The 20,863-nt window shown below is 68.3% G+C and carries 23 protein-coding genes; 6 read left to right on the forward strand and 17 right to left on the reverse strand.

Annotation, left to right across the window (positions count from 1 at the left end; genetic code table 11):
* Window positions 1–1,050: P-loop NTPase (locus tag RTM68_RS07385; RefSeq protein WP_312169671.1), on the forward strand; the 1,050-nt coding region annotated here is incomplete at its 5' end.
* A 32-nt stretch (window positions 1,051–1,082) separates the two neighbouring features.
* Here the strand turns inward: RTM68_RS07385 and RTM68_RS07390 are convergent.
* Together RTM68_RS07390 and RTM68_RS07395 are read right to left on the reverse strand one after the other, a co-directional pair.
* The gene (locus RTM68_RS07390; RefSeq protein ID WP_312169673.1) at window positions 1,083–1,697 is read right to left on the reverse strand and encodes a hypothetical protein; all 615 of its coding nucleotides are present in this window, start codon (window positions 1,695–1,697) and stop codon (window positions 1,083–1,085) included.
* A complete protein-coding gene (locus tag RTM68_RS07395; RefSeq protein WP_312169675.1) occupies window positions 1,694–2,080 on the reverse strand; it encodes a twin-arginine translocase TatA/TatE family subunit in 387 nt (128 codons plus the stop codon). The genes RTM68_RS07390 and RTM68_RS07395 overlap by 4 nt, the downstream gene beginning before the upstream one ends.
* An 89-nt stretch (window positions 2,081–2,169) precedes the next feature.
* Between RTM68_RS07395 and RTM68_RS07400 the strand changes: the two genes are divergently transcribed.
* Window positions 2,170–2,805 (forward strand): class I SAM-dependent methyltransferase, encoded by a 636-nt coding sequence (locus RTM68_RS07400; RefSeq protein WP_312169677.1) that lies wholly within the window; start codon window positions 2,170–2,172, stop codon window positions 2,803–2,805.
* 91 nt (window positions 2,806–2,896) lie between these two features.
* Here the strand turns inward: RTM68_RS07400 and RTM68_RS07405 are convergent, their stop codons facing one another.
* The 3 genes from RTM68_RS07405 to dapE all read right to left on the reverse strand — a co-directional run bounded on the left by RTM68_RS07405 (window position 2,897) and on the right by dapE (window position 5,439).
* Entirely contained in the window at window positions 2,897–3,070 is a 174-nt protein-coding gene (locus RTM68_RS07405) for a DUF3117 domain-containing protein (RefSeq protein ID WP_017203323.1), read from the reverse strand.
* A 96-nt stretch (window positions 3,071–3,166) separates the two neighbouring features.
* Complete coding sequence (locus tag RTM68_RS07410) at window positions 3,167–4,384, reverse strand: hypothetical protein (RefSeq protein ID WP_312169679.1); 1,218 nt, start codon at window positions 4,382–4,384, stop codon at window positions 3,167–3,169.
* Window positions 4,366–5,439: a succinyl-diaminopimelate desuccinylase gene (dapE, locus tag RTM68_RS07415; RefSeq protein WP_312169681.1), complete on the reverse strand. Its 1,074-nt coding sequence runs from the start codon at window positions 5,437–5,439 to the stop codon at window positions 4,366–4,368. Before dapE ends, RTM68_RS07410 begins: the two co-directional genes overlap by 19 nt.
* Window positions 5,440–5,504: 65 nt before the next feature.
* Here dapE and dapD point away from each other — a divergent pair, with 65 nt between their 5' ends.
* Together dapD and RTM68_RS07425 are read left to right on the forward strand one after the other, a co-directional pair.
* A complete protein-coding gene (dapD, locus tag RTM68_RS07420) occupies window positions 5,505–6,458 on the forward strand; it encodes a 2,3,4,5-tetrahydropyridine-2,6-dicarboxylate N-succinyltransferase (RefSeq protein ID WP_312169683.1) in 954 nt (317 codons plus the stop codon).
* A 224-nt stretch (window positions 6,459–6,682) separates the two neighbouring features.
* Window positions 6,683–8,077 (forward strand): DEAD/DEAH box helicase, encoded by a 1,395-nt coding sequence (locus RTM68_RS07425; protein WP_228528522.1) that lies wholly within the window; start codon window positions 6,683–6,685, stop codon window positions 8,075–8,077.
* Between the two features lie 63 nt (window positions 8,078–8,140).
* Here RTM68_RS07425 and RTM68_RS07430 read toward each other — a convergent pair whose 3' ends face one another.
* The 7 genes from RTM68_RS07430 to RTM68_RS07460 form a co-directional block, all read right to left on the reverse strand.
* A complete protein-coding gene (locus tag RTM68_RS07430) occupies window positions 8,141–8,620 on the reverse strand; it encodes an SRPBCC family protein (protein WP_312169685.1) in 480 nt (159 codons plus the stop codon).
* Window positions 8,621–8,631: 11 nt separating this feature from the next.
* Window positions 8,632–9,951, reverse strand: a complete 1,320-nt coding sequence (locus RTM68_RS07435; RefSeq protein ID WP_396654206.1) for a citrate synthase — start codon at window positions 9,949–9,951, stop codon at window positions 8,632–8,634.
* A gap of 144 nt (window positions 9,952–10,095) precedes the next feature.
* The gene (gene dapC, locus RTM68_RS07440) at window positions 10,096–11,208 is read right to left on the reverse strand and encodes a succinyldiaminopimelate transaminase (protein WP_312169689.1); all 1,113 of its coding nucleotides are present in this window, start codon (window positions 11,206–11,208) and stop codon (window positions 10,096–10,098) included.
* Between the two features lie 3 nt (window positions 11,209–11,211).
* A complete protein-coding gene (gene fdxA, locus RTM68_RS07445; RefSeq protein ID WP_194764738.1) occupies window positions 11,212–11,532 on the reverse strand; it encodes a ferredoxin in 321 nt (106 codons plus the stop codon).
* Between the two features lie 9 nt (window positions 11,533–11,541).
* On the reverse strand, window positions 11,542–11,988 hold the full coding sequence (locus tag RTM68_RS07450; protein WP_312169692.1) for a histidinol dehydrogenase: 447 nt from the start codon (window positions 11,986–11,988) through the stop codon (window positions 11,542–11,544).
* Between the two features lie 34 nt (window positions 11,989–12,022).
* Window positions 12,023–12,337 carry an AzlD domain-containing protein gene (locus RTM68_RS07455; protein ID WP_312169694.1) on the reverse strand — a complete coding sequence of 105 codons (315 nt, stop codon included), beginning with the start codon at window positions 12,335–12,337 and terminating at the stop codon, window positions 12,023–12,025.
* On the reverse strand, window positions 12,334–13,041 hold the full coding sequence (locus RTM68_RS07460) for an AzlC family ABC transporter permease (RefSeq protein ID WP_312169696.1): 708 nt from the start codon (window positions 13,039–13,041) through the stop codon (window positions 12,334–12,336). The genes RTM68_RS07455 and RTM68_RS07460 overlap by 4 nt, the downstream gene beginning before the upstream one ends.
* Before the next feature lie 93 nt (window positions 13,042–13,134).
* On the opposite strand from RTM68_RS07460, the gene RTM68_RS07465 reads away from it, so the two are divergent.
* A complete protein-coding gene (locus RTM68_RS07465) occupies window positions 13,135–13,683 on the forward strand; it encodes an XRE family transcriptional regulator (protein WP_312169698.1) in 549 nt (182 codons plus the stop codon).
* Window positions 13,684–13,699: 16 nt separating this feature from the next.
* Here the strand turns inward: RTM68_RS07465 and RTM68_RS07470 are convergent, their stop codons facing one another.
* From RTM68_RS07470 to typA, 4 genes are all read right to left on the reverse strand, one after another.
* Window positions 13,700–15,331, reverse strand: coding sequence for an MFS transporter (locus tag RTM68_RS07470; RefSeq protein WP_312169700.1), 1,632 nt, complete (start codon window positions 15,329–15,331; stop codon window positions 13,700–13,702).
* Window positions 15,332–15,365: 34 nt separating this feature from the next.
* Window positions 15,366–16,379, reverse strand: coding sequence for a glutaminase A (gene glsA / locus RTM68_RS07475; RefSeq protein WP_312169702.1), 1,014 nt, complete (start codon window positions 16,377–16,379; stop codon window positions 15,366–15,368).
* Window positions 16,380–16,510: 131 nt separating this feature from the next.
* Complete coding sequence (locus RTM68_RS07480; RefSeq protein ID WP_312169703.1) at window positions 16,511–17,311, reverse strand: phospholipase; 801 nt, start codon at window positions 17,309–17,311, stop codon at window positions 16,511–16,513.
* A gap of 161 nt (window positions 17,312–17,472) precedes the next feature.
* Window positions 17,473–19,386 carry a translational GTPase TypA gene (gene typA / locus RTM68_RS07485; protein WP_312169705.1) on the reverse strand — a complete coding sequence of 638 codons (1,914 nt, stop codon included), beginning with the start codon at window positions 19,384–19,386 and terminating at the stop codon, window positions 17,473–17,475.
* Between the two features lie 101 nt (window positions 19,387–19,487).
* Between typA and RTM68_RS07490 the strand changes: the two genes are divergently transcribed.
* On the forward strand, window positions 19,488–20,273 hold the full coding sequence (locus RTM68_RS07490; protein ID WP_312169707.1) for a type II CAAX endopeptidase family protein: 786 nt from the start codon (window positions 19,488–19,490) through the stop codon (window positions 20,271–20,273).
* Window positions 20,274–20,298: 25 nt separating this feature from the next.
* Here RTM68_RS07490 and RTM68_RS07495 read toward each other — a convergent pair whose 3' ends face one another.
* Complete coding sequence (locus RTM68_RS07495; protein ID WP_312169709.1) at window positions 20,299–20,862, reverse strand: PH domain-containing protein; 564 nt, start codon at window positions 20,860–20,862, stop codon at window positions 20,299–20,301.
* Window position 20,863 lies beyond the last annotated feature (1 nt).

Here is a 20,863-nt window from a genome sequence, read left to right on the forward strand (position 1 = left end):
GGCGACCTCGACATGGTCAGAGACATCTCCGTCACCGCCGGTCAGGCCGATGTGTCGATCGTCCTGACCATCGTGGGCTGCCCCGCCGCTGCCCGCATCGAGTCCGACGTACGCGCCGCGGCCGCATCCGTTCCGGGAGTGACGGATGTGCGGGTCGACGTCGGGGTGATGACTCCGGGCGAGCGCAAGGCTCTGACCGAGAAGCTGCGCGACGGACGCGCACCTCGCCAGATGCCCTTCGGACCCGACTCCCTGACCCGTGTCATCCTCGTCTCGAGCGGCAAGGGCGGCGTGGGCAAGTCGACGGTCACCGCCAACCTGGCGGTCGCTCTCGCCGAGCAGGGTCTTGCCGTCGGCCTGGTCGACGCAGACGTGCACGGCTTCTCGATCCCGGGTCTGCTCGGGATTCCCGCGGGCACGCAGCCGACCCGCATCGACGACCTCATGCTCCCGCCGGTCGCCCACGGGGTGAAGACCATCTCGATCGGCATGTTCCTGCGCGACGGCGAGGCGGTCGTCGCCTGGCGCGGTCCGATGCTTCACCGCACCGTGCAGCAGTTCCTCACCGATGTGTTCTTCGGCGACCTCGATGTGCTCCTGATCGACATGCCCCCGGGCACCGGCGACATCGCGATCTCGATCGGCCAGCTGCTCCCGCACGCCGAAGTGCTGGTCGTCACGACGCCGCAGGCAGCGGCCTCCGATGTCGCCATCCGCAGCGGCCTGGTCGCACGGCAGACCGGGCAACGGGTGATCGGCGTGATCGAGAACATGGGCCCCTTCACGCTTGCGGACGGAACGGTGATCGATCTCTTCGGCTCCGGCGGCGGGGCCGCTGTGGCCGCCGCGCTCTCGGAGACCGATCCGGTGCCACTGCTCGCCTCGATCCCGCTGAGCCCGGCTCTGCGCGAGGGCGGCGACGACGGCACTCCGATCGTCGTCGGCGACCCCTCCGATGCCGCTGCCCTCGCGATCGACGGCCTTGCCCGGAGTCTCGCGGGCCGCGGCCGAGGACTCTCGGGACGTCCGCTGCCGCTGTCGCTCGGCTGAGTCTCTGCCTCTCGGCTGACGCGCCGCCGCTGTCAGCGGCGCGAGCGCGCCGTGCGTCGGGTGACGAGCCGACGCAGCAGGATCACGAGCGGGATCAGCACAGCCAGCGGCGGACACAACACGGCACAGAAGACGAGGATCTCACCGATCCCGAAGTCGCAGGCTCCCGTCCGGCCGAGTCCGATATCGCCGACACCGAACGAGTCACCCGCCACGAGGTAGTCGCCGTCATAGGTGTCGAGTGAGTCGTCGCACCGCACCAGATGCGGGCCGGCATCGACGGCGGTGAACTGCGACCGCTGCTCGAAACCCGGGCGCGGAGTCATCCACCAGAGCACGTCGTTCCAGCTGAGAGCGGAGCCGCCCCGCTGGTCGAGATCAGAGCCGTCGGGGCCCGTCACGCCGCACTCCATCGTCCCCAGCATCGCCGATCGTCCGCTCGCCCAGATGCCCGCCGTCTCTCCTGCCGCCAGCTCGACCGAGATCGTGCGCCCGATCATCGCCGGCTCCGCCTCGTCGATCGACCGGACGATCGGCATCACCCACATCAGCCAGATCAGCACCGACGCCGCGGCGCAGATCGCGGCAGCGACGAATGCCGCCCGATCCCTCGCCCGCAGCCGATCCGTCGAACGGGGTGACGTCACGTCGCTTCGAGATCGAACGGCGGAGGATTCGCCACGGAGAACTCCGGGCGCACACGCACCGGCCGTACGGGCGTCACCTCCGGCTCCGCGACGACCGTGGCGGCCTGCGTCGCGGCCACGGCGGGAGTGTCTTCGAAGAGGGCATCGCGAATGATGCGGCGCGGGTCGTACTGTCGCGGATCGAGCTTGCGCCAGTCGACGTCGTCGACCTCGGGACCCATCTCCTCGCGCACCCGGGTCTTCGTGTCGCGCAGGAACTCTCCGGCGCGCCGAGCGAGCTTCGCCACGCTCTCCGCATAGCGAGGCAGCCGCTCAGGTCCGACGAGAAGAACGGCGACCAGACCGATCAGCAGAATCTTCTCGAATGAGATCCCGAGTTCCATCTCACCAGGCTACCGCCGCGCCTGCCTCCGTGCCGCGCACCGAGCGCATACGCTGGGGGAACACACATCTCAGTCGGGAGAACAGGGCAATGAGCGAGAACGATGCGAACGCACGTTTCCTCCGGGAATCCATCGTGGAGCCGTCCTCGATCGCGCGCGCTCGTGCCCACGCCGTCGAACTCGGCGCAGCGCCCGTCAGCGCGGCCGTCGGGTCGCAGCTCGCCGTTCTCGCCGCAGCGACGAACGCCCGGTCGATCGTCGAGATCGGCACCGGGGCAGGCGTGTCCGGGCTGTGGCTGCTGAGGGGCGCACCCCAGGCGGTGCTGACCTCGATCGACAACGAGCCCGAGCATCTCGCCGCCGCACGTCAGGCCTTCGCCGACGCCAGGGTGCCCGCCACCCGCGCGCGCTTCATCAGCGGACGCGCAGCCGATGTCCTCCCCCGCATGAACGAATCCTCCTACGACGTCGTCCTGGTCGATGCCGACGCGGACAACGTCATCGAGTACGTCGAGCACGGTCTGCGCCTCGCGCGAGCCGGCGGCATCGTCCTCGTTCCGCGGGTCCTGGCGGGCGGGCGCGTCGCAGACCCCGTGCAGCGTGACGCGGTGACGTCGGCCTACCGCTCACTGATCCAGGAGACCCAGGAATCGGCTGCGGTCCTGGCCACCGTGTCGACGTCGGGCGAGGGCCTGCTCCAGCTGATCCGGATCGCCCAGGCCTGACGCCTCGCTTCGGACACGAAGAAGAGGGCGACGGATCGATGATCCGTCGCCCTCTTCTTCGTGTCTCCGCTCGACGCGGATGGGATGTCGATCAGGCCGGCGCCACGACGGCTGCCAGCACGTCGTGAAGTTCCTTCGCCTCTGCGTCGTTCACGGACACGACCAGGCGGCCGCCGCCTTCGAGGGGGACGCGCACGATGATGAGTCGCCCTTCCTTCACGGCCTCCATGGGTCCGTCGCCAGTCCTCGGCTTCATCGCTGCCATCGTGGGCTCCTTTTCCTCCGGTGGTATCTCACCAGTTTATCGGTTGTCACCGAACCCTGTGCGTCACCCGTGAAGAAATGCATCAAGCATTAACATTCACGGAACCTGCCAGAACGTGTTGCCGAGGGCATACATGCTGTGGATCCATGCCCATTGCCCGATGACGCAGGCGGTCAGAACACCGAAGCGCCATACACGCGAACGCGGCACGGCGACGGCGCCCCAGAGCGGGCTCAGGGGCAGGAGAAGCCGGAAGGTGCTCGACTGGGGGAAGAACACCGCCAGCAGGTAGAGCAGATACCCGGCGCTCCACAGCCTCAGGTCAGGACCGAGCTTTCGCACCTGGGGACTCAGAAGGAGGACCGCACTCGCGCCCGCGATGAGGATCACCAGCGCGACCGGCCCCAGGGCACTGGGGAGTCCCCACTGCGCGAACCAGAACTGCGACGCCTGTACCCAGCCCTCGAAGGGCACGAAGCCGGCCACGCCGCCGGCGATCCAGTTGCGCCGCCACGAGAGCTCGGTCGCCAGGTATGCACCGGGATCCCCGGTCACGATGGCAGCGATCGCCTGCCAGGCGAAGCCGCACACGGTGGCCAGAGCCCCCAGAGCGATGATGTTCACGATGTCTCGACCGCTGAGTGGGTCGTCGCGGCGACGCATCCATCGCACGATCCCGTGGAGACCGAGGAACAGGGCGAAGGCGAGGATTCCGGGGCGGGTGAACGCCATGACGGGGATGACGACGTAGAGCCATCCGTAGCGGCGGCGGATCGTGAGATCCAGGGCGAGGAAGAGCAGCAGGAGGAAGAGCGTCTCCGCGTAGCCCACCTGGAACATCGCCGCGAGGGGCCCGAACGAGAAGAAGACGACCGCCCACATCGCCGCCGACCGTCCGATGCGATCACGGAGGAGCCGGTGGAGTGCCAGGCAGGCGAGATACCCCGCCACGAAGGAGAGCAGGAAGGCTCCGACGCCCCAGGAGCCGAACAGCAGCCCCAGGAGCTTGGCCGCGTATGCGAACACGGGCATGAATGCCCAGGCGTTCTCGGCGACATCGCCGGAATCGGTGAGCGGGAGGTCGCTCGGGTACCCTTCCTCTGCCACGAGCCAGTACCACTGGGCATCCCACCCGAGCACGAAGTCGACGAGTCCCGGCTCGACGCCGAACCGTGAGAGCGAGGTCGACTGCGCAGCCGCTGCGATCATCAGCCCCGTGGTCACGACGCGCGCCGAGAGATAGATCAGCGCGATCCGCAGCGGCAGAGGCAGCTGCGCCCAGCGTCGCGCGAGGCTCAGCGCGACGTCAGCCATGCCCGCAGTCCGCGCTCGACGGCGTCGATCTGCGCGAGAGGGACCCTCTCCTCGTCGTGGTGGGCGAGGTGCGGGTCGCCCGGGCCGTAGTTGACGGCGGGGATGCCGAGCGCCGAGAAACGCGCGACGTCGGTCCAGCCGTACTTCGGACGGGGCTCGGCACCGACGGCGGCGACGAACTCCTGGGCGATGGGAGCGTCGAGTCCCGGTCGCGCCCCCTCCGCCGCATCGGTGATCTCGACGTCGAACCCGGCCAGAAGGTTGCGAATGTGCGCCTCGGCGTCGGCCGCGGACTTGCTCGGCGCGAACCGGTAGTTGACCTCGACCTCGCAGGCATCGGGAATCACGTTGCCGGCGACTCCGCCGCTGATGCGCACCGCGCTCATGCTCTCGCGATAGAGCAGGCCCTCGACCGGAACCTCTCGGGCCCGGTACTCGGCGAGACGAGCGAGGATCGGAGCCGCGCGGTGGATGGCGTTCTCGCCGATCCAGGCGCGTGCCGCGTGCGCCCGGACGCCGGAGGTCCTGACGATCGCACGCATGGTGCCGTTGCAGCCGCCCTCGACCTCGCCGTTCGACGGCTCACCGAGGATCGCGAAGTCGGCCTGGAAGAGCTCGGGGCGCACGGCGGCGAGCAGTGCGAGACCGTTCTTCGACGCCTCGACCTCTTCGTTGTCGTACCACATCCAGGTGATGTCGACCGAGGGATCGGTGAGCTCTGCGGCGAGCTTCAGCTGCACGGCGGTGCCGCTCTTCATATCGACGGTTCCGCGGCCCCAGAGGTAGGCGACGCCGTCGATCTCGACGTCCCTGGTCGGCACGTTGTCGTTGATCGGCACGGTGTCGATGTGGCCTGCGATCGCGACCCGCTGCGCGCGCCCCAGGTTCGTCCGAGCGACGATCGTGTTGCCGTGCCGGATCACCTCGAGGTGGGGGTACGCGGAGATCGCCTCCTCGATGGCATCCGCGAGCGTCTTCTCGTCACCCGACACACTCGGGATGTCGCAGATCGCGCGGGTCAGGTCGACGGAGGACGCTGTCAGATCGAGCACCATGCCCCCAGCCTACTTACCCCGACATCTGAGCGATGGCGGGTGCCTGGTCGCGATAGCGTGGAGACATGACTGAGGCGCGCACCGTGTGGGGTACAGGACTTTCGACGACCGCCGGCGACGGCACCGTTCTCGACGCCTGGTTCCCCGAAGTGCTCACCGAAGCCCCGTCGGCAGGAGACGCCGCGGCCGCGCTCGTCACCCTCGAGGCCGTGACCGGACCCGACGAGCGCCGCAACGTGACGGTCGACACCGTGCAGCTGCAGATCGACCTGGATGCCGCACCGGCATCGACGATCGACGCCTACCTGCGCCTGCACGCGCTGTCGCACCTCGTCGTGCGTCCGAACGAGCTCAACCTCGACGGCATCTTCGCCCACCTGCCGAACGTCGCCTGGACCAATGCGGGCCCCGTGCACCCGGCTGACGCCGCCCGGCTCCGCCCGCTCCTTCAGCGCGCGGGAATCCAGGTGCAGGGTCTCGACAAGTTCCCCCGACTCACCGACTATGTGCAGCCCGCAGGAGTGCGCATCGCCGACGCCTCGCGTGTGCGCCTCGGTGCACACCTCTCCCCCGGCACGACGGTCATGCATGAGGGCTTCGTGAACTTCAACGCGGGAACGCTCGGCTCGTCGATGGTCGAGGGGCGCATCTCGCAGGGCGTCGTCGTGGGCGACGGCAGCGACATCGGCGGCGGTTCCTCGATCATGGGCACTCTGTCGGGTGGAGGGGCGCACCGCGTGTCGATCGGCTCCCGAACGCTGCTCGGCGCCAATGCCGGTATCGGGATCTCGCTCGGCGACGACTGCGTCGTCGAGGCCGGCCTCTATGTGACGGCCGGCACCAAGGTCGTGCTCGTCGACGGCCCGACCACGGCTGACGGTGTCAAGAAGACGGTCAAGGGCGCCGAGCTCTCGGGTCAGGACGGCCTGCTGTTCCGACGCAACTCCCTCACCGGCGCGGTCGAGGCCGTCCGACGCGCGGGCGTCGGCGTCACCCTCAACGAGGCGCTGCACGCCTGAACGACGCGCGGGGATGCGCGGCATCCCAGGCTTCTCCTTCGGGCGCGTGATAGTGTCGAGGCGACGCTCCTCGCGATGCGAGACGTCTGCGTCGTCGACACGCTCCCGCGCCACTTGCCTGGTTCTGGCCATTTCGAACGGCGAAACGATGCGCGATCCCGCGCCGTCGCCCACCTTCCCGCACCCGGCCTGATGGTTCGTGCGTGCATTCTCGGAGATACTTCATGACTTCCTTCCTCGATCTCGGCGTGCCCGCCGACCTCGCCGCCGTCCTCGCGAAGGACGGCAAGACGGAGGCGTTCGCGATTCAGCGCGACACCCTCCCCGATTCCCTCGCCGGTCGTGACCTGCTCGGTCGCGGCCGCACCGGCAGCGGCAAGACGATCGCGTTCGCGCTTCCTCTCGTCTCGCGCCTCGCGGCGTCGACGCGCAAGAGCCGCCCGAACCACCCGCGTGGTCTCGTGCTCGCTCCGACCCGCGAGCTCGCCACGCAGATCGCCGCGACCATCGCGCCGCTCGCCGCTGCCAAGGGCCTGCGCGTCGCCACCGTCTTCGGAGGCGTCAGCCAGCGTCCGCAGGAGCAGGCGATGCGCGACGGCGTCGACATCGTCGTCGCGTGCCCCGGCCGTCTCGAAGACCTGATGAAGCAGCGCGTGGTGCAGCTCGACGCCGTCGAGGTCACCGTGCTCGACGAGGCCGACCACATGGCCGACCTCGGGTTCCTTCCGGGCGTCACGCGCATCCTCACCGCCACTCCGGCCGGCGGCCAGCGCCTGCTGTTCAGCGCGACCCTCGACCGCGGCATCGACACCCTCGCCCGTCGCTTCCTCTCGAACGCCGTCAGCCACGAGGTCGACGAAGAGAGCGTTCCGGTCGGCGAGATGACGCACCGCGTGCTCGTGGTCGACTCGACCGACAACAAGACCACGCTCGTGCGCGACCTCGCCTCGGGCACCGGCCGTCGCATCCTCTTCACTCGCACCAAGCACCAGGCCAAGAAGCTGGCGAAGCAGCTCACCGCTGCCGGCATCCCGGCCGTCGACCTGCATGGCAACCTGTCGCAGAACGCCCGTGAGCGCAACCTCGGCGCCTTCTCGTCGGACCCGGCAGACGGCGGAGTGCGCGTTCTCGTCGCGACTGACGTCGCTGCCCGTGGCGTGCACGTCGACAACGTCGATCTCGTCGTCCACGTCGACCCGCCCATGGAGCACAAGGCATACCTGCACCGCTCCGGTCGCACCGCTCGTGCGGGCGCAGCCGGAACCGTCGTCACCGTCGTCCTGCCCGAGCAGCGTCGCGATGTGAAGGATCTGCTCCGCAAGGCGGCCATCACGGCCGCGCTCGAGCCGGTCACCTCCGATGCCGTCACCGAGCTCGTCCCCGAGCGCGCACCGCATGTGCGCCCGGCGCCGGTTCAGCAGCAGCAGCGCCAGGCGCCGAAGCAGCGTCCGGCCGGTGGTGAGCGGAACGGCGCAGCCAACCCGCCGTCGCGTCGCAGCCGTCGCCCTCGCTCCGGTCAGGGCGGGCAGGGACAGGCCGCATCCGCAGGGTCCCGTCAGGGCGGCCAGTCCCGCTCCGGTGGCCAGGGTGGCCGCGGTCGCGGTTCGCAGGGACGCTGACCCACAGACGACACGAGCGGGTGCTCACGCATCGACGCACCCGCTCGTCGTTTGCGGGCGCGATCAGCCCCGGGCGCGCCGCGCCTCGGCCACGACCTGCGGATCTGAGCATCCACGCACGAACCCCTCCAACCGGCGCCTGATCTCGACACCGAGTACGCGCACGCCGACCCATTCGGCGATCGGTGCGAGCCACGCGGGGCGACACGAGAAGTTGTACTTCCACACGGCGAGCGTGCCTTCAGGCACCTCGGTGAATCGCCAGCCGCCGCCGAGCTTGGTGAAGAACCACGGCCCTGTCTCCATGACCATGCCCACGTTGGTCGGCGGGGCGTAGGAGACGTACCGGCTCACCATCGAGAAGCCGAAGCGCTGGCGCGTGTAGGTGCGCACGTCCTTCGCCGCGACGGCCGCGCCGTCGAGGAAGTGCTGCTCGCTGATGAACGGGTCCCAGCGTCTGCGCACGGCTCCGGTCGTCTGCGAGACCGCGAAGGCCGTCGCCGGATCCACCGGAACGACGGCCTCCGCGGTGACGACGGGCATCGCGCGTCGGATCAGCGGGTCTGGAAGGTGCGCTCCGGGGATCCCGTGTAGAGCTGCTGCGGGCGGCCGATCTTGGTCTGCGGGTCGAGCTGCAGCTCGCGCCACTGTGCGAGCCAGCCCGGGAGGCGTCCGATCGCGAACAGCACGGTGAACATGCGCGTCGGGAAGCCCATCGCCTTGTAGATCACGCCGGTGTAGAAGTCGACGTTCGGGTAGAGACGACGCTCCTTGAAGTAGTCGTCCGCGAGCGCGAGCTCCTCGAGCTCCTGCGCGAGGTCGAGCAGCGGGTCGGTGACACCGAGCTCTGCGAGCACCTCGCCGGCGGCCTCCTTGACGAGCTTGGCGCGGGGGTCGTAGTTCTTGTAGACCCGGTGGCCGAAGCCCATCAGCTTCACGCCCTCTTCCTTGTTCTTCACGCGCTCGACGAAGCGCGAGACGCTCTGACCCGAGTCGCGGATCTGACCGAGCATGGTGAGGACGGCTTCGTTCGCGCCGCCGTGCAGGGGGCCGGAGAGAGCCTGGATGCCGGCGGAGATCGACGCGAACTGGTTCGCGCCGGTCGATCCGACCAGACGCACGGTCGAGGTCGACGCGTTCTGCTCGTGGTCCTCGTGGAGGATCAGCAGAAGCTCGAGGGCCTTCGACATGACCGGGTTGACCTGGTACTCCTCGGAGTGCACCCCGAAGTTGAGCTTGAGGAAGTTCTCGACGAAGCCGAGCGAGTTGTCGGGATACAGGAAGGCCTGACCCACGCTCTTCTTGTGCGCGTACGCGGCGATGACCGGAAGCTTGGCGAGCATGCGGATCATGTTCAGCTCGACATGCTCGGGGTTGTGGGGGTCGGTCTGGCCCTCGTAGTACGTCGAGAGCGCTGCGACCGCGGACGAGAGCACCGACATGGGGTGCGCCGTGTGCGGCAGTGCGGAGAAGAAGCGCTTGAGATCTTCGTGGAGCAGCGTGTGCCGACGGATCTTCTCGTCGAACTCGGCGAGCTCGGCAGCAGACGGGAGTTCGCCGTAGATCAGGAGCCAGGCGACCTCGAGGTAGCTGGTGTTGCCCGCGAGCTGCTCGATCGGGTATCCGCGATACCGCAGGATTCCCTTGTCACCGTCGATGAACGTGATCTCGGACTTGGTGGACGCCGTGTTGACGAATCCGTAGTCGAGACCCGTGTAGCCGGTCTGCCGGGTCAGCGTCGAGAAATCGATGCTGTCGTGCCCCGCCGTGCCGCGCACGAGCGGGAACTCTGCCGTCGTCTCGCCGATCGTCAGCTTCGCCGTCGCCTGCTGATCTGCCGCTGCGCTCACGCGGGCCTCCTCATGGATCTTCATCAAGTCGGATGTGGCGATGTCACGGCGCTGTGCACCAGGTCAGATCGAGATCATCGATACACGACCGAATCGCCTTTACAGCCTAGTAGGCACACAGGCCTACTGTGACATCAGACAAAAGAAGTCCGCGCCCGAAGAGGGAACCTACAGACTCTGCTCCCGAAGCCGGCGTGCGCCCTCGACGATCCGCTCGGTTGGGGCGGTCAGCGCGAGCCTGACGTGCTGGCTAGAGAACGCTCCGTAGAAAGGCCCCGGACCTGCCAGGATCCCGAGATCCGCCAGCCGATCGATGCTCGCCCAGGCGTCCTGGCCTTCAGTGGCCCACAGATAGAGACCGGCCTCGGAACCGTCGATGCGGAATCCCGCGGCCTCGAGCGCCGGACGCAGAGTGTCGCGCCGCTCGCGGTACAGCTCCTTCTGCGCCGTGACGTGTTCGTCATCACCCAGAGCGACGGCCATCGCGTGCTGCACCGGCTCCGGCGGCATCAGGCCGAGGTGCTTGCGGGCGGTGAGCAGTTCTCCGACGATGCGCGCGCACCCGGCGACGAACGCGGCGCGGTAGCCGGCGAGGTTCGACTGCTTGCTCAGGGAGTAGACACTGAGCAGGTTCGCGCGACTGCCGTCCGTGACGCGCGGATCGAGGATCGACGGGATCGGCTCCTGCGCCCAGGGACCGTCCCAGCCGAGTTCGGCGTAGCACTCGTCGCTCGCCAGCACGGCACCGATCTCGCGTGCGCGACGCACCGCCGCCGCGAGCTCGTCGACGGTCCACGTGCGGCCGTCAGGGTTTCCGGGGGTGTTGATCCAGATCAGCTTCGCGCCGTCCGGCCACTCCGCGGGGTCATCCGCCGGCAGCGGCGTGGCGCCCACGACACGCGCTCCGACCTCGTACGTCGGGTACGCGATCCGCGGATGCACCACGATGTCGCCCTCCCCCAGCCCCAGCAGGGTCGGGAGAAGTGCCACGAGCTCCTTCGAGCCGATGGTGGGGAGCACGTTGGCGACCGTGAGATCCGGCACCCCTCTGCGACGAGCGTACCAGTCGACGATCGCCTCGCGCAGCGCCGGCGTGCCGACGGTCTGCGGATAGGCGTGTGCATCGGTCGCGTCGGACAGGGCCTGACGGATCAGTGCCGGCGTGGGGTCGACGGGCGATCCGACCGAGAGATCGACGATGCCCTGCGGATGCCGTGCGGCGCGCTCCCGGTACGGGACGACCGCATCCCAGGGATAGTCGGCCAGATCGCGGACGCTCACGGACTACTCGCCCTGAGGCGGAAGAGCGGAGATGATCGGGTGGTCGTGCGCGATGACGCCGACCTTGGCCGCACCACCCGGAGAGCCGACCTCGTCGAAGAACTCGACGTTCGCCTTGTAATAGTCCTGCCACTCGTCGGGCAGATCGTCTTCGTAGTAGATCGCCTCGACGGGACAGACCGGCTCGCAGGCACCGCAGTCGACGCATTCGTCGGGGTGGATGTACAGCGAGCGTTCGCCCTCGTAGATGCAGTCAACGGGGCACTCGTCGATGCAGGCGCGATCCTTGACATCGACGCACGGAAGGGCGATCACATACGTCACCCCCTCAGTCTACGACTCGCGGCCGCCGTCATCTCCCAGGGGCGCGCCCGAACGACTCGACGGCACGTCGTCGCGCGGGGTCGTCGTGGTCTGCACCTGCAACCGCGAGAGCGACGGCCACGCGACCGCGAGCAGCACGAGACCTGCGACGAGATAGATCCAGATCCGACCGCTGAGCGTGTCCTCCACGACGACAGAACCCCCGGGGCCGACACCGGAGATGAGCACGAGCATCCCGACCATGCCGAGTCCCGCCGCGAGCGTCGCGCCACGGTCGTGGGTGAGAGAGCGGATCGCGACGAGGATCGCCCCGCACGCCACCGCACCCACGATGAGTCCGACGGGCACAGGACCCCACATCAGGCTGTGGCCGATCGTGCCCGCGACGCCGAACACGCCGCCGACCAGGGCCGCGGCGATCCAGGAGAGCACCCGGGAGATCCATCCGATACGCACGAGACGATCCTACGCGCGACGGCGACGGGACGTGTCAGGCTGCGAGCCCGATCAGACGCAGGAGCGCGGCGACGGCGGCCGCCGCGATGACCACCACGAGGAAGGACTGCCTGAGCCACAGCAGCCCGCCGGCGACGAGCAGCGCGGGAACCCGGGCATCGACCATCACGGCCTGCCCGTCCCCCAGCGTCTGGACCGCGACGAGCGCCGCGAGCAGGGCGACGGTGAGCAGATCCGTCACGCGAGCAGGACGCGGCTCCTCGAGCAGGGACGGTGGCACGAGGTAGCCTGCGGCCTTGAGGGCGAGACAGATCACGGCGGCGAGCAGCACCGCGCTCCAGACGCTCATGACGCCTCCCCCTCAGCGGGTGACGCGTCGAGATCTCGACCCCACCAGTTGAACCACCCCACGACGATCGCCACGACGGCTGCGACGAGCACCGGAAGACCGGGCATGATGAGCGGCGTGAGCGCGGCGGCCACCACGGCGGCGGCGATCCCCACCGCGATGGCCTGGCGCTCCTTCAGACGCGGCCAGAGCAGTGCGAGGAAGGCGGCCGCCGCGGCCGCATCCAGCCCCCAGGTCTTCGGATCCCCCAGCACGTCGCCCAGGAGCGCCCCGATCAGCGTCGTGACGTTCCACCCGATGAAGATCCCGATGCCGGTCACCCAGAAGCCGACCCGACGCAGTCGCGGGTCGCTCTGCGAGATCGCGACGGCGGTCGATTCGTCGATCGTGAAGTGCGCGGCGGCGACGCGTCGAGCACGGGAAGTGCCGACGATCGGCGACATGCGCATTCCGTACGCCACGTTGCGCACGCCCAGCAGCCCGGCCGAGGCGATCGCCGAGGGAAGAGCCGCCACTCCTCCCGCCGCGAAGACACCGACGAACGCGAACTGCGAGCCGCCGGTGAACATCAGCAGGCTGAGCACGCAGGTCTGCCACACATCGAGCCCGGAGGCCACGGCGAGAGCTCCGAAGGAGACCCCGTAGGCGCTCGTGGCGAGCACCACGCCGAGCGCCTCGCGCCACACCTCGCGCTCGGCGCTCATGACCCGACCGTTCGATGAAGTGAACACATGTTGATCATTCTGAACACGTCGATTCGGATAGTCAAGCGAACGATCGTTTGACATGATGAACACATGGAGGAAGTCCGAACCCGCATCGCCCGCACTCTGCGCCGAGAGCGCGAGGCCGCTGGGCTCTCCGTCTCCGAGCTCGCCCGTCGCGCGGGGATCTCGAAGGCGACCGTCTCGCAGCTCGAGTCCGGGGCGGGCAACCCCAGCGTCGAGACCCTGTGGGCCCTCGGCGTCGCGCTGGACGTGCCCTTCGCGGTGCTGGTCGATCAGCAGTCCAGTGCGCCCACTCTCATCCGCGCCGATGCACTCGTGGGGGTTCCCTCGGCCGCCGCGACATACAGCGCCACCCTGCTCTCGGCGAGCCCTCCCGGGGCGCGCCGCGACGTCTACCTGATCCACGCCGAGCCCGGTGATCCACGGCGCTCCGATCCCCACCACCCCGGCACGACCGAGCACGTGGTGCTCGTCTCCGGCCAGGCACGCATCGGACCTGTGGACGATCCGGTGCTGCTGAACCCGGGCGACTACCTGTCCTACGCGGGTGACGCCCCCCATGTGTTCGAGGCGACCGCGCCCGGGACCAGCGCCGTGCTCATCTCAGAGCTGCGCTGAGCTCCGGCATCCGTCCTCAGTCGGAACCTCCGGCCGGCGAGGGGTCGGGAATCTCATCCGGCTTGTAGCGCGGCAGGCGCGATGCGGGCAGGATCGCCACCGCGCTGATGCCCGCGAGAAGGAGCAGGCCCAGCTTGAGCGTGCCGAGTCGGGCCTGTTCGTTCACGGCCACCGCCGCCTCGACCTGCGCGGGCGTCGCATCGGTCGTCTCCAGCACGGCACGGAGATCGTCGTTGCTGACGAAGTTGACGGCGTCGAGATCGACCTGCGCCACCAGCTCCGGGGGCAGCTCGGGGTTCTCCACGACCGCGCGCCCGACGCTCAACCCGAGCAGCGACACGAGCAGCGCGCCGGCCAGCGCTGTTCCCACGGCCGAGGCGAGGTTCTGCGTCGTGCCGCGCAGCGAGCCGACGTCGCCGGCGAGCTCCGACGGCGCCGAGGTCACGAGGACGTTGAAGACGAGCGTGACCAGCGCCCCCTGGCCGATGCCGAAGACGACGAGACCGAGGATGGTCGGCAGGGTCTCCCAGTTGTTGTTCACCACGAACGAGAGCCACACCAGCGCGACCGTGGTGAGGATGAATCCGAAGACACCGATCACCCGTGGTGGGTAGCGCTTGTAGAAACGCACCACCAGAGTCGCCGTGATGAACACGGTGAGGTTGAACGGCATCATCGCGAGTGAGGTGTCGAACGGCGTGCGCCCCTGCACGATCTGGATGTACAGCGGAATCGTGAAGTTCACGCAGGCCTCGAGGGCGACGACGATGAACATCGCGTAGACGGCGGCGCGCTCCTTCGAGGAGTCCAGCACGCTGAGGTCGATGAGCGGCACCTTGCCCTCGGCCATCCGCCGGCGTGTCCAGACGAAGAAGAGCTGACCGAGCACGACACCGACGACGATGAAGATCGGGGCCGGCGAGAGCCCCAGAACGCTGAAGGGTGCGGCCTCGGTCGCCGCGACGGCACCCCATCCGTTGAGGTTGTTGAAGCCGAGGGTCAGCAGCACGATCGCGACGCCGATGAGCAGGGATGCCACGAGGTCGATGCGGATCGATGCGTCACCGCGATCGCCTCGCAGGGTGAAACTGAACGCGAAGACGACGACGGCGATACCGAACACGATGAAGAACATCGGGCGCCACCCGACCAGCGTGCCCAGGGTGCCTCCGATCAGGAACGCGGTGACGCCCGAGATGGCGCGAGCCGATCCGATCGCTCCGATCGCGGTGGCCTGCTGCGCACCGCGGTAGTTCTCGGCGATCAGCGCCACGATCGACGGCACGATGATGGCGGCGGCGGCACCGGCGACGGCCTGTCCGGCGATCGCCCAACCGACGCTCGGCGCGGCGACCATGAACACGGCCGACGCGGCGAAGAGTCCGATCACGACACGGAAGATGAGCACCCATCCGACCCTCTGACCGAGTTTCGCGCCGGTCATGACGAGAGCGGCCACCGCGAGGCCGTACATGACGATCGTGGTGCTCGCCACCGTCGGCGGTACGCCGAACTCGCTGACGATCCCACCCAACGAGATCGGAAGCGCCGCGACGTTGAACGACATCAGCACCTGGGCGAGGAAGAGACTGACCAGAGGCATCCAGGATGCCTTCGTCGTCGTGGAGGGAGAGGGAGAGTGGGTCATTGCCGTGTCCTCTGAACGGGATGCCGGTGGGGAATCAGGAACGGGTGGTCTCGGGCGCCGCCGGCGCCGAGGCGAACAGATTGAGGCCGAGCGACCGTGACAGGTGCCCGATGGCGAGCTGCGACCGCACCGAGTTGCCCGCATGGTCGAGCCGCGGCGAGAAACCGGCGACCGCGCCCTTGCCCGGAGCGACCGCGACGATGCCGCCGGACACACCGGACTTGGCCGGAAGGCCGATCTCGAAGAGCCACTCCCCCGAGCGCTCGTACAGTCCCGTCGACGCCACGACCGCGAGCGTGTCACGACAGACGTCTGCCGACACCACGCGGGCGCCGGTCACCGGGTTCACACCGCCATCGGCCAGGGTCGCACCCATCACGGCCAGGTCATGAGCGGTGACGCTGAGTGCGCACTGCCGCGTATAGACGTCGACCACCTCGTCGGGCTCACCCTCGAGCCGCCCATAGCTGCGCAGCAGCCGTCCGATCGCACGATTGCGGTCGTTCGACTCCGCCTCCGACGCGTACACGACCCCGTCAAGACCCAGCGAGCGCCCGGCGAACGCGGAGAGTCCGTCACGGAGTCGCTCCCACCGCTCGACGGACGTCGCCCCGGGCATGAGCGCCGTGGTGGCGATCGCCCCCGCGTTCACCATGGGATTCATGGGATGTCCCCCGTTGAGCTCGATCGCCATCACCGAGTTGAACGGCAGCCCGGTGTTGTTCACTCCGACGATCTCGCGCACCCGCTCGTGACCGTGCTCCTGGATCGCAAGCGCGTAGACGAACATCTTCGAGATCGACTGGATCGAGAAGCTGTGGAGCGCGTCACCGGCGTCATGCAGCCCGCCGTCGGATTCGATCAGCGCGAGGCCGAAGAGCTCCGGGTCGACCTCCGCGAGGACGGGGATGTAGTCCGCGACCGTCCCGCTCCGCTCATCCGTATGGCGCCGGTGCGCCTCGCGGACGAGTTCATCGACGCGCTCCCACCCGGGAAGCGTGCCGGTCGAGACGCTCTGCGTGATTCCGGTGAGCACAGCGGGGTCCACTCGTCCTCCTCAGGATCGACGACGCCCCAGCCATCTTCCGCTCACCGTAGCGGCAGAGACGGCCCCCTGCCTAGGGCAGAGGGCCGTCATTCCAGAATTCAGGTCGCATGCCGTCATGCGACCCTGCCGGATCAGTACCAGTTCGTCGCCTGCGAGTGCCCCCAGGCGCTGCAGGGCGTGCCGTAGACCGACGAGATGTACCCGAGACCCCAGGAGATCTGGGTCGCCGCGTTCGTCTGCCAGTCGCTGCCGGCCGACGCCATCTTGCTTCCCGGGAGAGCCTGCGGGATGCCGGTCGCTCCGCCCGAGGCGTTGTAGGCCTTGTAGTTCCAGCCCGATTCCTTCGTCCACAGCGAGTTCAGGCACGAGAACTGATCGTCACCCCAGCCGTACTGGCTCGACGCCATGCTGCGGGCGGTCGCCTTCGCGCCGTCGACGGTGTTGGCCTGAGCCAGCGCCTCCGCCGTCTCAGCGACGACGGCCTCGGTTCCGGTGACGGTGTAGGCGGTCAGACTCGTGAGCTCGCGATCGCTGAGCGAGTCGCGATCGCCGAGCTGTCCGATCCACGCGGTGAGGTCCTGGGTCTCGACGGCGGCGGGCGCGCCGGCGAGGTCGAGACCGGAGCCTGCGACCTCAGCCGTCTTCGCGTCGGCCGCGGCGATCGCGTCCTTCGCGAGCTTGATGGTGATCGCCGAGTCGTCGACCGTCTTATGCAGAGGATCCGAACCGGTGACCAGGGCGGTCACATGGTCCACGGCGTCGGGCAGCTCGGCGCCTGCAGCAGGAGCTGCGACGATCCCCACGGTCAGGGCGAGGCCGATGACGCCACCGGTCACAGAGCCGAGGATCCACCGGGAGCGGCGGGAGTTCACAGAGGCACGAGCGGATGCCGCGTCGGAGGCGCGCCGAAGCGCACGGGAGTCATGAAGCATGAATCGACTTTCGGGTCGTCGTACGCCCGTCACAGGACCCTCATCGGGAGTCGGCCCCAGGCGCAAGGTAACGATTCTGCAACGGCTCGCCTGGGCGTTTCGTGAGAAAAGGCCCTGTACAGCCGTTCTCGGCAGTACAGGGCCCTTCTCTGAGACGATTCTCAGGCGTTGGCGTCCTGGCGCTTCAGACGAGCGGTCTCGCGCGCACGCGTGTTCGCGTCGAGGTTCACCTTGCGGATGCGGACGACCTCGGGCGTGACCTCGACGCATTCGTCGTCACGCGCGAACTCGAGGCTCTCCTCGAGAGTCAGCTGACGCGGAGGCGTCATCGACTCGAAGGTGTCGGAGCTCGCCGCACGCATGTTGGTGAGCTTCTTCTCCTTGGTGATGTTCACGTCCATGTCGTCGGCGCGGGAGTTCTCGCCGATGACCATGCCTTCGTAGACCTCCTGCGTCGGCTGGACGAAGAACGACATGCGCTCCTGCAGGGCGATCATCGCGAACGGCGTGACGACACCCTGACGGTCAGCGACGATCGAGCCGTTCTGACGGGTCGTGATGGATCCGGCCCACGGCTCGTAGCCGTGCGAGATCGCGTTGGCGATACCCGTTCCGCGCGTGGTGGTGAGGAACTCGCTGCGGAAGCCGATGAGACCGCGCGACGGGACGATGAACTCCATGCGCACCCAGCCGGTGCCGTGGTTCGTCATGTTCTCCATGCGGCCCTTGCGGTTCGCGAGGAGCTGCGTGATCGCGCCGAGGTGCTCCTCCGGCGTGTCGATCGTCAGGTGCTCGAACGGCTCGTAGGTCTTGCCGTCGATCTTCTTCGTGACCACCTGCGGCTTGCCGACGGTGAGCTCGAAGCCCTCGCGACGCATGTTCTCGACGAGGATGGCGAGAGCCAGCTCACCGCGGCCCTGCACCTCCCACGCGTCGGGGCGTCCGATGTCGACGACCTTGAGCGAGACGTTGCCGATCAGCTCCTTGTCGAGACGGTCCTTGACCATACGCGCCGTGAGCTTGTGCCCCTTGACCTTGCCCATGAGCGGCGACGTGTTCGTGCCGATCGTCATCGAGATGGCGGGGTCGTCGACCGTGATCGCGGGAAGCGGGCGGACGTCCTCGGGGTCGGCGATGGTCTCGCCGATCGTGATGTTCTCGAAGCCCGCGATGGCGACGATGTCGCCGGGGCCGGCGGACTCGGCCGGGTAGCGCTCGAGCGCACGGGTCTTGAGCAGCTCGGTGATGCGGGCGTTGCTGGTGGTGCCGTCGGCGCGGACCCACGCGACCGTCTGGCCCTTCTTCAGCGTGCCGTTGAAGACGCGCAGCAGCGCGAGGCGACCGAGGAAGGGGCTGGAGTCGAGGTTGGTGACCCAGGCCTGCAGCGGGTGCTCGTCGTCGTACGCCGGAGCGGGGACATGCTCGAGGATCGCCTCGAAGAGCGGCTCGAGGTCGTCGTTGTCGGGGAGCGATCCGTCGGCCGGCCGGTTCTGCGACGCCGCGCCGGCACGACCGGACGCGTAGACGACAGGAACGTCGAGCAGCGCGTCGACGTCGAGGTCGGGCACATCGTCGACGAGGTCGGATGCGAGACCCAGCAGCAGGTCGTGAGCCTCTTCCTCGACCTCGGCGATACGGGCGTCGGGTCGGTCGGTCTTGTTGACCAGCAGGATGACGGGCAGCTTCGACTCGAGGGCCTTGCGCAGCACGAAGCGGGTCTGCGGCAGCGGCCCCTCGCTCGCGTCGACGAGCAGCACGACCCCGTCGACCATCGACAGGCCGCGCTCGACCTCACCGCCGAAGTCGGCGTGACCCGGGGTGTCGATCACGTTGATCGTGATCTCCTTGCCCTGGGCGTGCTTGCCCTTGTAGGTGATCGCCGTGTTCTTGGCGAGGATCGTGATGCCCTTTTCGCGCTCGAGATCGTTCGAGTCCATGGCGCGCTCATCGACGTGGGCGTGTTCACCGAACGAGCCGGTCTGGCGGAGCATCGCGTCGACGAGGGTGGTCTTACCGTGGTCGACGTGCGCGACGATTGCGACGTTACGGAGGTCAGAGCGAAGGGCGTGCGCCATGCAAGTGTCCTAAAGAGTGTGGGTTTTTGCCGGGAAGCCGACATTCCAGGTTACCGTACGCGCACGGCGGGTTCCTGAGCAGTCGAAGTACGATCAGGATCGTGACCTCCCCGTTCGCCGATTCCGCCCCGTCGCGCACCCGCCTGTGGTGGGAGATCGCGATCGTGCTGGCCCTCGGCCTGGGCCAGTCCGCGATCTACGCGATCGTGCAGCTGGCCTATCGGCTGACCGATGAGACGCCCCTCGCCGACCAGACGGCGACGCTGAATCCGTCGCGCAGCGATCGCGAGATCTTCGACCTGATCTACCAGGTGCTCTCGATCGGCTTCTCGCTGGTCCCGGTGCTGCTCGTGTGCTTTCTGCTCTGGCGGTCATCCCGGCCGCATCTCGGGAGGCTCGGCCTCGACGGCACGAGGACGGCATCCGACATCGGACGGGGCGTCCTGCTCGTCGCGGCGATCGGCATCCCGGGCATCGGGCTCTACCTGGCCGGGAGATCCCTGGGCTTCTTCGTGGCGGTCGACCCCTCGGGTCAGGGCGCCCACTGGTGGACCGTCCCGGTCCTCCTTCTCGCAGCCGCTCGAGCATCACTGCAGGAGGAGTTCGTCGTGCTCGGCTATCTCTTCGCGCGGCTGAAGCAGCTGGGCTGGGGGCCGTGGACCATCATCCTCACGACCTCGCTGCTGCGAGCGAGCTACCACCTCTATCAGGGGCCGGGAGCCTTCATCGGCAACCTCGCGATGGGGCTTCTGTTCGGCTGGCTCTTCCAGCGCAGTGGCCGGCTCATGCCGTTCCTCGTCGCGCACTTCCTGATCGACGCGACGGTGTTCGTCGGGTATCCGTGGGCGGCGAGTGCATTCCCCGCACTGTTCGGCCTCCCGGACTGAGACGGTCCGATGTGCAGGCGGTCGTTCAGCCGTTCGCGATGAGCACGGAGACGACGGCCCAGAGCACGATGACTCCGAGCGCGATGAGCGCCTGAGAATCCCAGCTTCGGCGGATCGGAGCATCCGCCGTGAGGGAAGCGGCCTCCCACCGGTCGCGGATCTCGGTCAGGTCGCGGAGACCGGTCGGCGCCTTGGCCTCCTCTTCTCCGCCGGCCGGACGACGCACCGGACGCGCCCGCGCAGGACCTCCGTAGCAGGAGACCTCGGAGTCGTCGTCGAGCGAGAAGAGCAGCTGCCAGCGCAGATCGATGTCGCGCACACGCCGCCAGCCGAAAGACGTCCTGCGAAGCATGTTCTGCACGACCGCGCCCTCGTCGTCGACGCGGACGGCCGACACGAAGGCGATCTCGTAGACCACCCAGAGCCCGAGGAGCACCCAGGGCGCGAGCAGGAGCATCTGCCCCCAACCCGCACGCACGACGGCGTCACCGAGAAGGAAGAGTGCGAGCAGCGAGCACAGCACGAGGGAGACAGGGCCGGAGGCCGCACGGAATGTCCGTGCGGCCTCCGGTGGAGGGGTGGCGCTCACT

The sequence above is a fragment of the Microbacterium sp. genome (assembly GCF_031988965.1).
GTDB lineage: Bacteria > Actinomycetota > Actinomycetes > Actinomycetales > Microbacteriaceae > Microbacterium.